This window comes from Mucilaginibacter aquatilis (genome assembly GCF_009755275.1).
Taxonomy (GTDB): Bacteria; Bacteroidota; Bacteroidia; order Sphingobacteriales; family Sphingobacteriaceae; genus Mucilaginibacter; species Mucilaginibacter aquatilis.
Map to the genome: position 1 here is coordinate 1 of NZ_WQLA01000003.1, position 15,230 is coordinate 15,230.

The 15,230-nt window shown below is 41.1% G+C and carries 17 protein-coding genes; 7 read left to right on the forward strand and 10 right to left on the reverse strand.

Annotation, left to right across the window (positions count from 1 at the left end; translation table 11 throughout):
- Window positions 1-290 (forward strand): hypothetical protein (locus tag GO816_RS18705; RefSeq protein WP_198171454.1); only part of this gene is annotated, 290 nt, incomplete at its 5' end.
- A 112-nt stretch (window positions 291-402) separates the two neighbouring features.
- On the opposite strand, the gene GO816_RS07745 is transcribed toward GO816_RS18705, so the two are convergent.
- The 3 genes from GO816_RS07745 to pdxH all read right to left on the reverse strand — a co-directional run bounded on the left by GO816_RS07745 (window position 403) and on the right by pdxH (window position 2,795).
- A complete protein-coding gene (locus GO816_RS07745) occupies window positions 403-1,587 on the reverse strand; it encodes an NADH-quinone oxidoreductase subunit D (protein WP_157540852.1) in 1,185 nt (394 codons plus the stop codon).
- A 66-nt stretch (window positions 1,588-1,653) separates the two neighbouring features.
- Window positions 1,654-2,151, reverse strand: a complete 498-nt coding sequence (locus tag GO816_RS07750) for an NADH-quinone oxidoreductase subunit C (protein ID WP_157540854.1) — start codon at window positions 2,149-2,151, stop codon at window positions 1,654-1,656.
- Window positions 2,148-2,795: a pyridoxamine 5'-phosphate oxidase gene (pdxH, locus tag GO816_RS07755; protein ID WP_157540856.1), complete on the reverse strand. Its 648-nt coding sequence runs from the start codon at window positions 2,793-2,795 to the stop codon at window positions 2,148-2,150. Before pdxH ends, GO816_RS07750 begins: the two co-directional genes overlap by 4 nt.
- A gap of 97 nt (window positions 2,796-2,892) precedes the next feature.
- Between pdxH and GO816_RS07760 the strand changes: the two genes are divergently transcribed.
- Window positions 2,893-3,456, forward strand: a complete 564-nt coding sequence (locus GO816_RS07760) for a YqgE/AlgH family protein (RefSeq protein ID WP_157540858.1) — start codon at window positions 2,893-2,895, stop codon at window positions 3,454-3,456.
- 68 nt (window positions 3,457-3,524) lie between these two features.
- On the opposite strand, the gene purE is transcribed toward GO816_RS07760, so the two are convergent.
- A complete protein-coding gene (purE, locus tag GO816_RS07765) occupies window positions 3,525-4,046 on the reverse strand; it encodes a 5-(carboxyamino)imidazole ribonucleotide mutase (protein ID WP_157540860.1) in 522 nt (173 codons plus the stop codon).
- A gap of 94 nt (window positions 4,047-4,140) precedes the next feature.
- Complete coding sequence (locus GO816_RS07770; RefSeq protein WP_157540862.1) at window positions 4,141-5,280, reverse strand: 5-(carboxyamino)imidazole ribonucleotide synthase; 1,140 nt, start codon at window positions 5,278-5,280, stop codon at window positions 4,141-4,143.
- Window positions 5,281-5,402: 122 nt separating this feature from the next.
- Between GO816_RS07770 and GO816_RS07775 the strand changes: the two genes are divergently transcribed.
- Window positions 5,403-6,863: an isocitrate/isopropylmalate family dehydrogenase gene (locus GO816_RS07775; protein ID WP_157540864.1), complete on the forward strand. Its 1,461-nt coding sequence runs from the start codon at window positions 5,403-5,405 to the stop codon at window positions 6,861-6,863.
- Between the two features lie 74 nt (window positions 6,864-6,937).
- Here the strand turns inward: GO816_RS07775 and GO816_RS07780 are convergent, their stop codons facing one another.
- The 4 genes from GO816_RS07780 to GO816_RS07795 form a co-directional block, all read right to left on the reverse strand.
- The gene (locus tag GO816_RS07780; RefSeq protein ID WP_157540866.1) at window positions 6,938-7,642 is read right to left on the reverse strand and encodes a DUF4932 domain-containing protein; all 705 of its coding nucleotides are present in this window, start codon (window positions 7,640-7,642) and stop codon (window positions 6,938-6,940) included.
- A 184-nt stretch (window positions 7,643-7,826) separates the two neighbouring features.
- A complete protein-coding gene (locus GO816_RS07785; protein WP_157540868.1) occupies window positions 7,827-8,585 on the reverse strand; it encodes a DUF4932 domain-containing protein in 759 nt (252 codons plus the stop codon).
- A gap of 146 nt (window positions 8,586-8,731) precedes the next feature.
- Window positions 8,732-9,208 carry an NADH-quinone oxidoreductase subunit B gene (locus GO816_RS07790; protein ID WP_157540870.1) on the reverse strand — a complete coding sequence of 159 codons (477 nt, stop codon included), beginning with the start codon at window positions 9,206-9,208 and terminating at the stop codon, window positions 8,732-8,734.
- The gene (locus GO816_RS07795; protein WP_157540872.1) at window positions 9,192-9,812 is read right to left on the reverse strand and encodes an NADH-quinone oxidoreductase subunit A; all 621 of its coding nucleotides are present in this window, start codon (window positions 9,810-9,812) and stop codon (window positions 9,192-9,194) included. Before GO816_RS07795 ends, GO816_RS07790 begins: the two co-directional genes overlap by 17 nt.
- Between GO816_RS07795 and GO816_RS07800 the strand changes: the two genes are divergently transcribed.
- Together GO816_RS07800 and GO816_RS07805 are read left to right on the forward strand one after the other, a co-directional pair.
- Entirely contained in the window at window positions 9,811-11,025 is a 1,215-nt protein-coding gene (locus GO816_RS07800; protein ID WP_157540873.1) for a BaiN/RdsA family NAD(P)/FAD-dependent oxidoreductase, read from the forward strand. The genes GO816_RS07795 and GO816_RS07800 overlap by 2 nt on opposite strands.
- Before the next feature lie 68 nt (window positions 11,026-11,093).
- The gene (locus GO816_RS07805) at window positions 11,094-12,302 is read left to right on the forward strand and encodes a glycosyltransferase family 87 protein (RefSeq protein WP_157540874.1); all 1,209 of its coding nucleotides are present in this window, start codon (window positions 11,094-11,096) and stop codon (window positions 12,300-12,302) included.
- Here GO816_RS07805 and GO816_RS18710 read toward each other — a convergent pair whose 3' ends face one another.
- Window positions 12,303-12,995, reverse strand: a complete 693-nt coding sequence (locus GO816_RS18710) for a hypothetical protein (protein ID WP_198171455.1) — start codon at window positions 12,993-12,995, stop codon at window positions 12,303-12,305. It lies immediately after the preceding gene.
- A 38-nt stretch (window positions 12,996-13,033) separates the two neighbouring features.
- On the opposite strand from GO816_RS18710, the gene GO816_RS07815 reads away from it, so the two are divergent.
- Both GO816_RS07815 and GO816_RS07820 read left to right on the forward strand, forming a co-directional pair.
- Window positions 13,034-14,047: a threonine aldolase family protein gene (locus tag GO816_RS07815; protein WP_317163608.1), complete on the forward strand. Its 1,014-nt coding sequence runs from the start codon at window positions 13,034-13,036 to the stop codon at window positions 14,045-14,047.
- Between the two features lie 85 nt (window positions 14,048-14,132).
- A complete protein-coding gene (locus GO816_RS07820; RefSeq protein ID WP_157540875.1) occupies window positions 14,133-15,218 on the forward strand; it encodes a DNA topoisomerase IB in 1,086 nt (361 codons plus the stop codon).
- Window positions 15,219-15,230 lie beyond the last annotated feature (12 nt).

The window sequence follows — 15,230 nt, forward strand, 5'->3', positions numbered from 1 at the left end:
CCTCATTATTAGAGAGCTTTTACAAAGAGACAGCTTTCCACAGCTTTTACATGCAGCATGAGGGAATGTACAACGAAATGGTAGCCAAGGCAAACAATGCATTCACGTTAGCAGCAGCACAAAAGTCAGTAAGCGCACAAGGTTACCAGGTAGTGGTATCAGCATTAGCAAAAGGCATCAATACCATGAGCATCAAAGGCCATGCCTACACCGAGGGTGTGATTTTTGCAGGCATGCAAGCTGAGCAGGCTCAAAGCACACCAGCACAGGTACTGGCCAGCAGAGAATAAACTGCAAGTAACAAAGCCCCTAAGTAGATTATTAAATAGATTGTGAAGTAGGATAGGCCGCGTCATTTGATGCGGCCTGTGTTGTTTTAAAGCGCTTATTGTAGTGTTTAAGTTATCTATCTAACTCTCCTAATACAAAATCAATTGAACCAACTATAGCAATCAGGTCCGCAATCATAACGCCTTTAGATATTTCGGATATTACCGATAGGTTATTAAAACTTGGTCCGCGCGCTTTAACTCTGAACGGAATTTCTGATTTGCCTGTAGGATCGGCAATGAAGTAAAATCCTAATTCGCCCTTTGAGCACTCACCACGCATATAGTAGTCCTGAGCTTTAGGCGCAAGGCGGCGCGGAAGTTTGGCACGAGGATCAAACTCAGGCGTGCGTTTCAATTCTTTTTGCAGGCGGTCAAGGCACTGTTCAATAATTTTAAGTGACTCTCCAATTTCATCAACCCTAACCTTGTTACGGTCCCAGCAATCACCTGTAGTACCCATTGCACCGGTGCCAATTGGCACCTCAAAATCAAGCTCCCCGTATACCGAGTAATTATCAATACGTCTTAAATCCCATTTTAGGCCCGAACCTCGCAGCATTGGTCCCGAGCAGCCGTAATTAATGGCAACATCCATTGGTAGCACTCCAACGTTAGCTGTACGACTAATAAATATTTGGTTGTTGGTTAAAAGCTCATTGAGCTCGGTCATTTTTGGCTTAAAGTATTCAACAAATTCGCGGCAGCGTTCTTCAAAGCCAACCGGCAGGTCAAAGAACAGGCCACCAATCCAAATGTAATTATACAACATGCGCGAGCCAGAAGCCCATTCAAGCATCCCCATAATGTGTTCACGGTCGCGAAAACACCATAAAAACGGCGTAAAGGCACCGATATCAATTCCGTATGTTCCTATAGAAATCAAATGCGAAGCAATACGGTTCAATTCACACATCAGTACACGTATATACTCCACACGTTTTGGTATATCCTTATCAATGCCCAGCATCCTCTCAACGCCCATTACCCAAATGTGGCTGTTGTTCATTGATGAAAGGTAATCAAGCCTGTCGGTAAAAGGGATGGTTTGCTGGTAGGTTAGGTTTTCGGCATGTTTGTCAAAACACCTGTGCAGATAACCTGCATGTGGAATTACCTCTTTAACTATTTCACCATCGGTAATTAATTCCAAACGCAAAACCCCGTGAGTTGAAGGGTGTTGCGGCCCCATATTCAGGATCATATCCTGAGTAGCTGCTTCAGCAATTTTTCTATGATATCGTTCTAATGCAGTCATTTTGAGGTTTGAGTGTTGGATATAAGGGTTGATCTTTCTGGCTAAGCTCTATTAAATGGAAGTAAATCAATCAACCTTTATTCCTTTATAGTATTCTGCTGCCTTGTAATCTTTCCTTAAAGGATAACCTATCCAGTCGTCAGGTAACAGAATGCGCCTTAAATCGGGATGCCCTTCAAAATAGATTCCTACCAGGTCATAGGCCTCACGTTCGTGCCAATCGGCTGTACGGTAAACGTTTGAAAGGGTGGGAAAGGAGGGTAAGTCGTTAATGTCTCGCGTATGCTCTTTACTTATTTTTAGTGTAAGCTGAGTTTGATAGGGTATAGATGCTAAATGGTAAACTACCCCAAAGCGGTTTGTAGTAACGCCATAATCAATACCCGATAAGCAAGACAAAAAATCAAAATAAGTAGCGGGGTTGTCTCTAAGTTCAAGACAAACGTCAGCAATTTGCTCAGGATTAATCAACAGAGCAGGCTGCAAGCCCGATGTTTCCTCACCTATAATTACCCCATCGTCAAAACGGGCACTCAGTATGTCTTTAACGCTATCTAAAATCATGGCGCTAACCTTACTTTTTTCCAGTTGTTTTTATCAGCTTTTTTGTAAAGAATACGATCATGCAAACGGCTGCTACGGCCTTGCCAAAATTCAACAAGTTGCGGTTTCAGCACGTAGCCACCCCAATAAGCAGGTTTTGGAATTTCTTTTCCCTCATATTCGGTTTCCAGTTGCTGCCATTTTTTTTCAAGTACATCGCGGTCGGCAATTTCCTGGCTTTGCGGCGATGCAACAGCACCAATTTGGCTGCCTACCGGCCTCGAATGAAAATACGCCTCCGACTGCTCTTTGCTTAACTTTTCAATGGTGCCTTCAATACGTACCTGTCTCTCTAAATCGCCCCAAAAAAATACTAACGCCGCATGCGGATTCTTAGCTATTTCCTTGCCTTTTCTGCTCAGGTAATTGGTGTAGAATATAAAGCCTTTTTCATCAAACCCTTTTAATAAAACAACTCTTGCCGATGGCCGGCCATCATGAGTAGAGGTTGCCAGTGTCATGGCATTAGGCTCGTGTATCTCGGCTTTTACAGCTTCGTTAAACCAGGTCTCAAATTGTTTTACAGGGTTGGCATGAGTATCGGCTTCGTGAAGCGAACTGGCTTTGTAGTCCTGTCTTAAGTTTTGTATGTCTGTTGCATCCATTGTTGCAAACTTACTAATTGCTATTATTAATTAACGTGGGTTTTACTCAAAATGAACATAATCGGACAGTTCATGTTATAATTATAAAAATATAACTATGCTAAGTACTATTGCACCTGCCGCCGGACGACTTTTAATTTCAGAACCATTTATGATGGATCCGAATTTTAAGCGCTCGGTAATACTACTGGCCGAACATTCTGAAGATGGTACTTTAGGCTATGTATTAAATCATATAAGCGAATATAATATAAGCGATGTTTTGCCCGATGTGGCCTACTCAGAAATGCCCGTTTACATTGGAGGCCCTGTTGCCAATAATACACTGCATTTTATACACCGTTGTCCTGATAAAATTGAGGGTGGTGTTGAAATATGGGATGGTATATACTGGGGCGGAAATTTTGACCAGGTTAAAGAACTTATAAATACCTACCAGTTAACCCAGGATGAGATACGCTTTTTCATGGGCTACTCAGGCTGGAACCCAGCTCAGCTGGATATGGAAATAACTGAAGATACCTGGATTGTAGCCAATAAATTCAATCCGGAACTACTCTTTATGCACGATGAGCAAAATCTTTGGCGTGAAGTAGTAATTAGCCTCGGTCAACGATATGCACACATTGCTAATTTTCCGGAAAATCCAACGCTTAATTAAACAACAAAGCGCTTCTTGAAAAAGGAAGGGCTTTATTGTTTAATTATTTAAATTTTGACGCGGCAAGCTTAAGCATTGTAACCTATAGGTAGGCCTTCCGCCTGCATATCATTGGCCGAGTCTAATACTTTTTGGGCTAATTCCTGCTTATAATTAATTAGTGCCTGGCATAAGTTTTCATCGGCTGTTGATAGTATTTGTGCAGCTAATAAACCTGCATTTTTTGAGGCATTTAACGCTACAGTAGCAACAGGAATACCGTTTGGCATTTGTAGTATTGATAAAACAGAATCCCATCCATCAATAGAGTTGCTTGATTTTACCGGAACTCCTATAACAGGTAAATGAGTTAACGAAGCAACCATGCCGGGTAGGTGAGCTGCACCACCTGCACCTGCAATAATCACTTTTAACCCACGGATGGCTGCCGTTTTAGCGTAATCAAAAAGCCTGTCGGGCGTACGGTGGGCCGATACTACAGTTATTTCAAAGGCAACGCCTAATTCTGTAAGTATATCGGCAGCATCCTGCATTACGGGCAGATCTGATTTGCTGCCCATTATAATTCCTACTTTATATTCTTGGTTCATAGTTTATGGGTTATGGTTCATGGTCAAAAATTCATGGTTGCGTTTATGTAGCTAAAGAGCTGTTATGAACCATGAACTATCAGTTATGAACTGCTTAGCTAACTACCTTAAGTGTGTTTTGAACGTAACGCGCTTTTTCAATCGCTTTCTCTCTATCAACATCAACAATGGTAACGTGACCCATTTTACGGAAAGGTTTGGTTAATGCCTTACCATAAAGGTGAACATAAACACCCGGGCAATTCAAAACTTTTTCAATGCCCTGATAAACAGCCGGACCTTCGTGACCCTGCTCGCCCAATACGTTAATCATTATGGCATTGCTCAGGCTTTCGGTATTACCTAAAGGTTGGTTAAATATAGCACGCAAGTGCTGCTCAAATTGTGATACCACATTGCCCTCAATAGTTTGATGGCCGCTGTTATGCGGGCGTGGAGCAAGTTCATTAACCAGTATTTTGCCGCTTTTATCTAAAAACATCTCAACTGCGAGTAAGCCAACTATGCGCAGGCTTTCGGCAATTTTTTTAGCTATGGTTGCGGCCTCTTGCTGTACTTCAAATGAAAGGGTAGATGGAGAAATTAAAAACTCCACCAAATTAGCTTCAGGGTTAAACTCCATTTCAACCATCGGGAAAGTTTCAATATCACCTTTCTCGTTGCGGGCAACTATTACAGCTATTTCTTTTTCAAAATCAACCCAGCGTTCAATAAGGCTTGGTTCTGTAAATGCGTTCTCTAAATAGCTTTGGTCAACTACCTTATAAACGCCTTTGCCATCATAACCATCCCGGCGCAGTTTTTGAATGTACGGAAAAGGTATTTGTGCCTGCTCTAAATCTTTTGCGTTGCTGATGATTTGAAATTCGGCTGTGGGTATTTCGTTTTCTTTAAAAAATTGTTTTTGTAAACCTTTATCCTGTATAAGTCTTATAACACGCGGCTGCGGATATACAACTACGCCCTCACGCTCTAATTGCTCAAGCGCATCAACGTTTACCTTTTCAATTTCAATGGTAAGCAGATCAACCTTTTTGCCAAAATTATATACGGTTTCATAATCGCTCAGTGAGCCGGTTACAAACTCATCGCATAGTTTGCGACAGGGAGCATCGCGGTCGGGGTCTAAAACTTTAACGGTTACGTTATAATTAATGGCTTGCTGTATAAGCATGCGGCCCAACTGCCCGCCGCCTAAAATTCCAAGCCTTAAATCGCCATAAAATGCCTTCATAATTTCAGTATGCAAATTAAGCCCAAATCTTTCAAAAAGCCTAAATCAAAATTTAACCAAATCATTTATGCATGTTTAGCTGTATATTTGCCGAAGGTTATTAACTAAATACATTACCCTTAATGAAGACAAGAATAGCAGTAGCCAAAGGCGATGGTATAGGTCCCGAAATTATGGAGGCCGTACTAAATATTTTTGAGGCGAACGAAGTACCTCTTGAGTATGAATTTGTAGAAATGGGAAAATCTTATTTCGATGCAGGGCACTCAACCGGTATGACCGAAGCAGCAAAAGCCACCATCGAAAATTTGGGCATCTTGTTTAAAGGCCCTATGGAAACCCCTAAAGGCAAGGGCGTAAAAAGTATAAACGTTACCGCACGTAAAGTTTGGAATACTTATGCTAACCAGCGCGATTTTCGTACCCTTAACGGTGTACAAACCGTGTTTTCAAAAGCCGGTATCCAAATCAATATGACCATCATTCGTGAAAATATTGAGGATACTTACGGTGGTATTGAGCACATGATTACTAATGACGTGGCCGTTGGTCGTCGTATAATTACACGTCCGGGTTCGGCACAGGTTATACGTTATGCATTTGAAATGGCCCGCCGTAAAGGTTTAAGAAAGCTTGCCTGTGGCCACAAAGCCAACATTATGAAGCTTACTGATGGCTTGTTCCTTGAAACGTTTTATGAAATAGCAAAAGATTATCCTGAAATACAAGCCTCAGATATTATTGTTGACGACCTTTGTATGAAGCTGGTTAGTCATCCTGAAATGTTCCAGGCAATTGTATTAACCAACCTGCAGGGCGACATCGTGTCTGACCTTTGTGCCGGTTTGGTAGGAGGCCTGGGCTTTGCACCATCAGCAAACATTGGTGATAACATTTCAATTTTTGAAGCTGTACATGGTACTGCTCCTGACATTCAGGGCAAGAATATAGCTAACCCAACGGCGTTGTTATTATCAGGTATATCAATGCTACGTTTCCTTGGCTTGACAGGGCATGCCGCTACCATTGAGAATGCGTTACTTTATACACTGGAAAAAGGTGTGCATACAGGTGATTTTGGCGACCGTGCAACCAAATCATCAAATACTACTGAGTTTGCCGAATGTATTATTGCTAACTTAGGTAAACACCCATCAGTAGGTGGTGCTCATGGTCAGCCTAATTTTGAATGCAAAACCAACTCCGACTTTACTCCTGAGAAAAACAAGATAACCGTTACCGATCCTAACATCAAAGAGGAAATATTAGGTGCCGATATTTTTGTTGAGTTCACCGGTCAGCCATCGGAGTTAGCTGAAATTGCAAAAAGCAAGTTGAACGATAAGTTTGAACTTATTATGATCTCAAACCGTGGCACACAGGTTTGGCCAACGGGTTCGGTTTATACCGAGTTGGTAAACCAGTTCCGTATACGTTACGAAAAGGTTGATAACAGCGAACTAACGCAGCGCGATATTTTTGATTTAGCTGCGCAGGTATCTGATGCCGTAAAAGTTGGTTCGGTAGAGTTTTTGATGAAGTTTGGCGATAAGATAGGTTACTCTCTTGCGCAGGGCCAATAAGATAAACTTGAGTAAAAACAAAAAAGGCTGTTCAAACTAAGTTTTGAACAGCCTTTTTTATTGAAGCGATTATCTTACTTAGCTTGCTTGTAAACAAGGGATGATGAGGTTAGGTAAGGAAACACAACGCATTCGTTAAAATTCATTCCTTTGATATCCATTGTACCAGCAAAGCCTTTCATCAACGGCGATACGACGATATGAAAGCTGTTTGCATCTTTATTTAAAGTGCTTTTCAGGTTGTCAAAACTTACTAAACCTTCTGTTTTTTGTCTAATTTGGCCGTAAGTGCTTTGATGTGCACTGTAAAAACCTTCGAAATTGCTGTCGCGATAAAAATCTTCAAATAGAATGGCGTAGCGTTTAAACTGTATTTTGCTATTATCAATACGATAATTCTCATTAAGTGCAAAACGCCCGTCAATAAGTTTAAAAGCAAATAATCCGTTGCGGAATTGCTCAACCATTTTAGCTGAGGTTAAACCGGCATTGAGTTGAACAACTGCTTTGTGGCTTTTGTATTTATCGAAATAGGCTTTAAACTCCCTGTAATAATCGGTATTAGAGTTAATTAATGATGTGTCGCGCCCGGCAAATTCAGTTAAGGCTAAAATTGATAGGCCCAGTTCGTAAGCTTCCGGCGTTACAACGGCAAGCTTACCGGTATTTGAGGTAATGTATCGCGATGTGTATCGTGATGTAACGTCATAACTTTTGCAGCCGCCAATTGTGGTAAGTATGGCCAGGCTAATTAAGGAGTGGTAAAGTTTAATGTGCATAGTGTTTTTAGATGAGTGAAAGTTGCCTATTAAACGTATTAAGGCAACGCGTGTTTGTTGTAATATTGGTAATAATTAGCTATTAAAATTATGAATTTTATTAGCTAATGCTTTATTTTAAATGTTAAGCCACAAAAAAAGCCCGGTTAAATAAACCGGGCTAAATATATTGTTATAAACGCTATTATCTGTTTGAAGCAGTTTCGTTATTAGCAATTCTGTTAGCTGAGGCTAACACCTTATCGGCCGATTCGGCAAAGATAAGGCACTCGCTAAAACCACGACCGCTAACGCTTAATGTACTGGTTTCACCCTTCATTAAAGGAGATACAATTACCTGGTAGCTATGAAATGGTTTGGTGTATTTTTTATTGTGACCAACTGAATTCCATGCCGAAGTCATAGTGAGGTTTTGATTTTGAGCAGCTTCAATTTTGCTGTAAAAATCTTTATGCGCCGTATAAAACTCACGGAATTTTGAGTCTTCCATGAAATCGTTCAGTGCGCTGGTGTAGCGTCTGAAGTCAACACGGTTAAGATCTATACGGTAATCGGTTTTCAAAACCACCTTATCATGCTTATTAACCGTAAAGGCGTACAACCCATTGCGGAAGTGGCTGAAAAATTCAGGATTTTCCTTTAAGTCTTCATTAAGCATTTCAACAACCTTATGATTTTTAAAGTTGCTGAAGTGTTTAACCACCTCATCATAATAAGGACTGTTAGTGTTTACGTAGTTGCTTCCGGCTTCGGTTAATGCCAGTACAATATAACCCAACTCGCCCGTTTCCGGAATTTGAGTTTTTACTAAATTTTTATTGGCTTTTATGTGCTTTGAGCTGTAATGCGAGGCTATGTCGTCATAGCTTTTGCAGCCGGTGTTAAATGTTACGGCACCCAGCAGCACACTTCCAATTAGAGGGGCTTTGTAAATTATTTTCATGTATATAATGTATTTAACTTTTAGACGAGATTGATCTACAAATAGTTACGATAAATATTAAATAATCTCAATAAAAATAAATAAGCGATTTGAACTCTGAAAAAAAATAAAAAGTTCAATCTATGGTTAAGAAAATCGTGATTTTTTTAAGCGTTGAGCAAGCTTTCCTGCTCAATTTTCTTTTGAAGCTCAATTATTGCCCCAATAAGAGCTTCCGGGCGGGGAGGGCAGCCTTGCACATACACATCTACAGGTATAACACGGTCAACGCCTTTAACCACATGGTAGCCATGTTGCCAGTAAGGACCGCCGCAATTTGAGCACGATCCCATAGAGATAACATAACGAGGTTCAGGCATTTGTTCGTATAAGCGTTTTATACGCTCTGCCATTTTAAAAGTTACGGTACCTGCAATAATAATAACATCAGCCTGCCTTGCCGATGGCCGCGGAAATACACCCAGGCGGTCAACATCGTAAGTAGAGGCATACATGCCCATCATTTCAATTGCACAACAGGCAATGCCAAAGCTTAACGGCCATAATGATGACAAGCGCGACCAGTTCAACAAATCGTTCAACTTGGTTACAATTACCCCCCCTTCTTCATTCATTCCCTGCATCGTCAGCTTGCTTTTTAAAAGATGGCTTAAACATGGGCTTACGCACTGGTTGTGCTGCAACAGCTGTTTGCTGGGTGGCCGTTACCGGCTCATTATCATGTTTAATTGAAAATTCTTTAGGCTTAAACGCAGCCTGGCGGCTGTTTAGTATATCGTATGCCGAAAAAGGTATATTTACGTTGGTTTGAGGTATTGCCTGCTTGGGTTTTATCCATTCAAGGTCGCCTTTACGCCACACATATACAAGGCCTAATATTAAAATGCCTGCAAATACAAACATTTCTGTAAGCGAGAAAATCCCCCAGCGGTTATCTGTAGCTATCAAACCGGCATTGGCATAAACTGTTGCCCATGGAAAAATGAAAACCATTTCAACATCAAATAGCAAAAATATAAGCGCAATTACGTAAAAGCGGGTGTTGAAGGGTATCCAGGCGCTGCCTACCGGTTCTTCGCCACACTCGTATGAAGTAAGTTTTTCGGGGTTGGGTTTATTGGGTGATATGAGCTTATTTAAAAAAACAGTTACACCCACCATAACAAAGCCCACAATTAGGAAGATGAATATCTTTCCAAATTCCGATATTTGCGAAACTTCGTTCATGGATGCAAATCTAACAAAACAATCAAATTTTGATGCTATAATTATTGGCGGCGGTGCGTGTGGGTTAATGTGCGCCGTACAGGCAGGCTTCCTGGGTAAAAAAACACTTATTATAGAGCGTAATAACCGCCTGGGCGCTAAAATATTAATCAGTGGCGGCGGACGGTGTAATTATACTAACCTTCATACGTCGGCACAGCAATTCTTGTCGGGTAACACACATTTTAGCAAGTCGGCATTATCACAATGGACGGTTGATGATACGATAGGCTTCTTTGAAACATATGGTATTTACGGACAGGAAAAAACGCTCGGTCAGCTGTTTCCTACCACTAATAAGGCCAAAGATATTGTAGACGTATTTAGCAGCTTGTGCGATGATTTGCAGCAAACAGTTTGGCTTGATACCGAAGTAACATCAATTCAAAAGGAAGGCGATCAATTTATAGTTGCTTACCAGGGTAATAGGGGTAAAGGTGCACTACGTGTACCAAAGGTAGTTATAGCTTCGGGCGGGTTACCTGTACAAAAGCTGGGAGCCAGCGATTTTGGTTTGCGTACCGGCAGAGCTTTCGGTTTGAACGTTGTGAAGCCTATGCCAGCCTTAGTGCCGTTAACAATTACGGGTAAAGATCAATCATGGTATGAGCAATTATCAGGAAACAGCATTTTTTGCCGGGTTTGGAACGACAGAATCAGCTTTGAAGAAAATATTTTGTTCACCCACTGGGGTTTAAGCGGTCCGGCCGTATTGCAAATATCCTCATATTGGCAGGCTGGTGAGGTATTTTATATTGATATGCTTCCGCACCAAAGAATGAGTAATGTGATAGCTGCCGAAAAGGTAAGCAATCCTAAAAAAATGCTATTGAATTTACTGGCAACATTATTTACGCGCAAATTTGCCGAGGCATTATCAGGCAGCTTACCTGTTCAAAAAAATATTTCATCGCTTAGTAAAGTTGATGTTGAATTGGTTGAGCAGCTTATTCATCAATTCAAAGTTAAGCCGGCAGGAGATAAAGGTTACGACAAGGCCGAAGTAATGCGCGGCGGTATTGATACGGCCGAATTATCGTCAAAAACGTTAGAAGCTAAAAAAGTGTCCGGACTATATTTTGGAGGCGAATGTGTTGATGTTACAGGCTGGCTTGGTGGTTACAACTTTCAATGGGCCTGGGCGTGTGGTTTTGTAATTGCACAACAAATCTAACGCATATCTAATCTCCAATATTTTATAAGCATTTAGAAAATATTATATTTGTAACCCCTTTGTTACAAATGAAACGCAGATTAAACCAATTATCGGCCTGCAATTTAGTTAGCGGCCTTTACTTTTTAGTATCAATTTTTAGCTGGTTTTTTAAGTACTTTAATAACCGCTACAATAACTATTCAATTTTTAAGTACGTGTACTACCATACCGTACAGCAAAAAAATCTTTACAATTACTACCCTGCCGAATATGGCGACAGTAATCACTACGGCGTAGTGTTTAGTTTGCTAATAGCTCCATTTGCTTTGTTGCCCGATGGAGCGGGCTTTCTTCTGTTTTGCATTTTGAACGCTGCACTTATTGTGTTAGCTATACGCTTATTACCGTTACCCAACAAGCATAAAATGTTCATTATGCTGTTTAGTGTAATGGAGTTTGCCAATGCATCTCATTATATTCAATTTAACGCCGTAATTACAGCCATCATAATATTTAGCTTTTTACTGGTTGAAGACGAAAAGGATGAATGGGCAACGTTATTTATTGTACTTGGAACGTTAATCAAACTATATCCCATTGTTGGAATAACCTTTTTCTTATTCTCGAAGCATAAGGTGAAGTTTGTTATGTGGGGTTTAATTTGGACGGGCGTTTTCCTGGCATTGCCAATGTTAATTTCGAGCAGGCAATTTGTTTTGCAATGTTATGTTGACTGGTACGAATCGCTGCATGCTAAAAACCTCGAAAACCTTGGGCTTGAAAGTTCGCAGGATATATCGGTTATGGGAACGGCAAGGCATTTAACACGTAATATAAACATACCCAACTGGCCTTTTTTACTGTTGGGCGTAATGGGCTTTGGCTTGCCGTTACTTAGGATTAAGCAGTATCCCTTCAAACGTTTCAGGTACCAGGTGCTGGCTTCAGCTTTGATGCTTATTGTATTGTTCAGTACCGGGTCAGAACATCCTACCTACATTATTGCAGTAGTAGGTGCTACGCTATGGATTTTCATGAACGAGAAGCCATTTACGCGTACAAATATTGTGTTACTGGTTTTGCTTGTATTGATAACCGGTTTAGGGCCTACCGATGCATTCCCTAAATATATAAGGCATGAATTTATCAATAAATATGTAATGAAAGCATGGCCTTGCATTGCCGTTTGGTGTATAATTACCTACGAATTAATGTTTAAAAACTTTGCCAACGCAGGTGCTTTAACGCAAAAGAAGCAACAATCAAATACCGAGTCTGAACTTGTTTTAGTATAACTATTGTTTGGCCCTGGCGCCTTTTAAGGCATTGTAGTATTTAATGAGGCCTTCCATTTTTGTGATGTTAAATTTGCCTTGTTGAATAGCTTCAACGGCTTGTGGCTCATCTGCCATTATATCGGTCATCACGTCTACAAAATTCATGGGTGTAACCTGCGACATGCCTGATACGCTTTCGCCAAAATAGTAGGTTGCACCCTTTGAACCGCCACGGCCGCCACCACTACCTAAACTTATACCTACACCGCCGCCGCCATATCCTCCAAAGCCGCCAGTACCTATACCGCCCGAAAAACTTGGTGAAACCTTAAAGCCGCCACCGCCGCTGCCATTGCTTCCGCCATAATAAGTATATAGCTTAAGCGGCTCATCTAATTCAACCTTAACAAAATCAATTTCTGCTTTAGGCCAGGTTTCATATGATGGCGGATGAGCAACAATAAAGCTGTCTCTGCCCATCACAAAATATTTGATATCGCTGGCGCTTAGCTTAATCTCATTGGCTTTTGGGTTTTCTTTATATAAAATAAAGCCTTCATTTTTTATTGGCCCTTTGCCGCTTTGGCCGGGTTGTATAAAGCCAATAACTTTATTGCCTTTAGTGTCATAAAAATAGCCGGGTTGCCCCTTTTGTGAAAAAGCCGATACATAACCAAGCATCAGGAATAAAATGATTAAAATTGAGCGCATAACTTTTATATAACAAATAACGCTATTTTATTGAATATATGATGACCGTTGATTTACGCAGCGATACTGTAACCAAACCAACTCCCGGCATGCTCGAAGCTATGTGGAGTGCAAAAATAGGCGATGATGTTTTTGGTGAAGATGAAAGCATAAACGAGTTAGAGGCTAAATGTGCAGCCATATTTGGTATGGAAGCGGCGTTGTTTTGTCCATCGGGTACCATGACAAATCAAATTGCCATCAAATGTTTTACACAGCCTTTGGATGAACTTATTGCCGATCAAACTGCGCACGTTTACCGTTACGAGGGTGGGGGTATAGCCTTTAACTCAGCCGTATCAACCCGCTTGCTTAACGGCGAACGTGGAATTTTAACGGCCGACATGATAGCGCCCGAAATAAATGAAGAAAATATACATTACCCAAACACCAGCTTGGTTGTATTGGAAAATACCGTTAATAAAGGCGGCGGTAAGTGTTACACACTTGAGCAAATTGCGCCCATAGCCGAGCTTTGTAAGCAACGCGGGCTTAAATTGCATTTAGACGGCGCCCGCATATTTAACGCTCTTACACATACAAAGGATAAAGCTATTGATTACGGTAAGTATTTTGATGGTATATCAGTTTGTTTATCAAAAGGTTTAGGAGCACCGGTTGGCTCAGTATTATTAGCCAATAAAGCAACTATTAAGTATGCACGTCGGCTGCGCAAGGTGTTAGGTGGCGGTATGCGCCAGGCGGGTTTTTTAGCGGCCGCCGGTATTTATGCGTTGGATAACCATGTTGAACGTTTGAGTATTGATCATAATCACGCCCGCACTTTAGCCGATGCCTTAAACGGTTGTTCGTGGGTAAGTAACGTGGTTGATGTAGAAACCAATATTGTATTGTTTGATACCTTGCAGCCGGCGGAGGCAATTGTGCAAAAACTTGCCAGCAGGGGAGTAAAATGTAACAGTACCGACGCCAACCGTGTACGTTTTGTAACGCATTTAGATGTAAGTGCACCGCAGGTTGATTACACTGTTGAAGTATTGAAAGGACTGTGAAAATATCGGCTGCATTTATGCTATAAAGAGATTACATAGTGCGCAAAAACTTAAACATTATTAAAATGTTGTAAGAAAAACGCTTATGAACCGCCTGTTAAAAAAACTCGAAAAAATTGGTCGCGATCCAAAAATAACCGCTAAGGCTGCCGGATTACGGTACGTTGCTGACACCTCGCCGGGTTACACGCGCAAGCCATCGGGTAAGGGGTATAGTTACTATGATGCAGACGGTAATTTAGTTAAAGACAAGGAGCTTATACAGCGGTTTAACAAAATGGTTATTCCGCCTGCATATACCAAAGTATGGATATCGCCGATTGAGAACAGTCATCTTCAATTTACCGGAACCGATGCTGCGGGGCGTAAGCAGTACCGTTATCATGCCAACTGGAACAAGTTGCGCAACCAGTCAAAGTATCATCGTTTGCAAGCATTTGCGGCACATTTGCCCGCAATACGTAAGAGGGTAGATGATGATTTGCAGCGCCGTAATCTTGATCATGATAAGGTATTGGCGCTTGTGGTTCGTTTAATGGAACTTACCAGCATCCGTATTGGTAATGAGTCATACAAAAAGCTATATGGCTCATACGGGTTAACCACTATGCTTGATAAGCATGTTAAAATTGACGGCTCGAAGATTAATTTTGAATTTAAGGGTAAAAAGGGCGTTTACCATAAAATTGCCTTACAAAGTAAAAAACTGGCCCGCCTGGTAAAGCAGTGCCGTGATATACCAGGCAAAGAACTTTTTCAATTTTTTGATGATGATGGTAAGCGTTGTACCGTTGACTCGGGCGATGTGAATGACTACCTGAAACAAATTACCGGCGAAGACTTTACCGCTAAGGATTTTCGTACCTGGGCTGGAAGTGTAAGTTCCTTATATGCTTTTAAAGAGGCGGGTGAATATGAAAACCAATCGCAATGTAAAAAGAATATCATTAGCGTGCTTGATAACGTTGCCCTAACTTTAGGTAATACACGTACGGTTTGTAAAAAGTACTATGTGCATCCCACTATCATTAAAAGCTATGAAGAGGGTACATTATCTAAATACATTGAGGACCTGGATGAGGATAAGGACATTACTGCCTCAGAACTTAACACCGCTGAGAAAGCATTACTGAATATTCTTGAACACGAAAAGCTGGCAGAGGCCAGCTAATCGTGCTTTTTG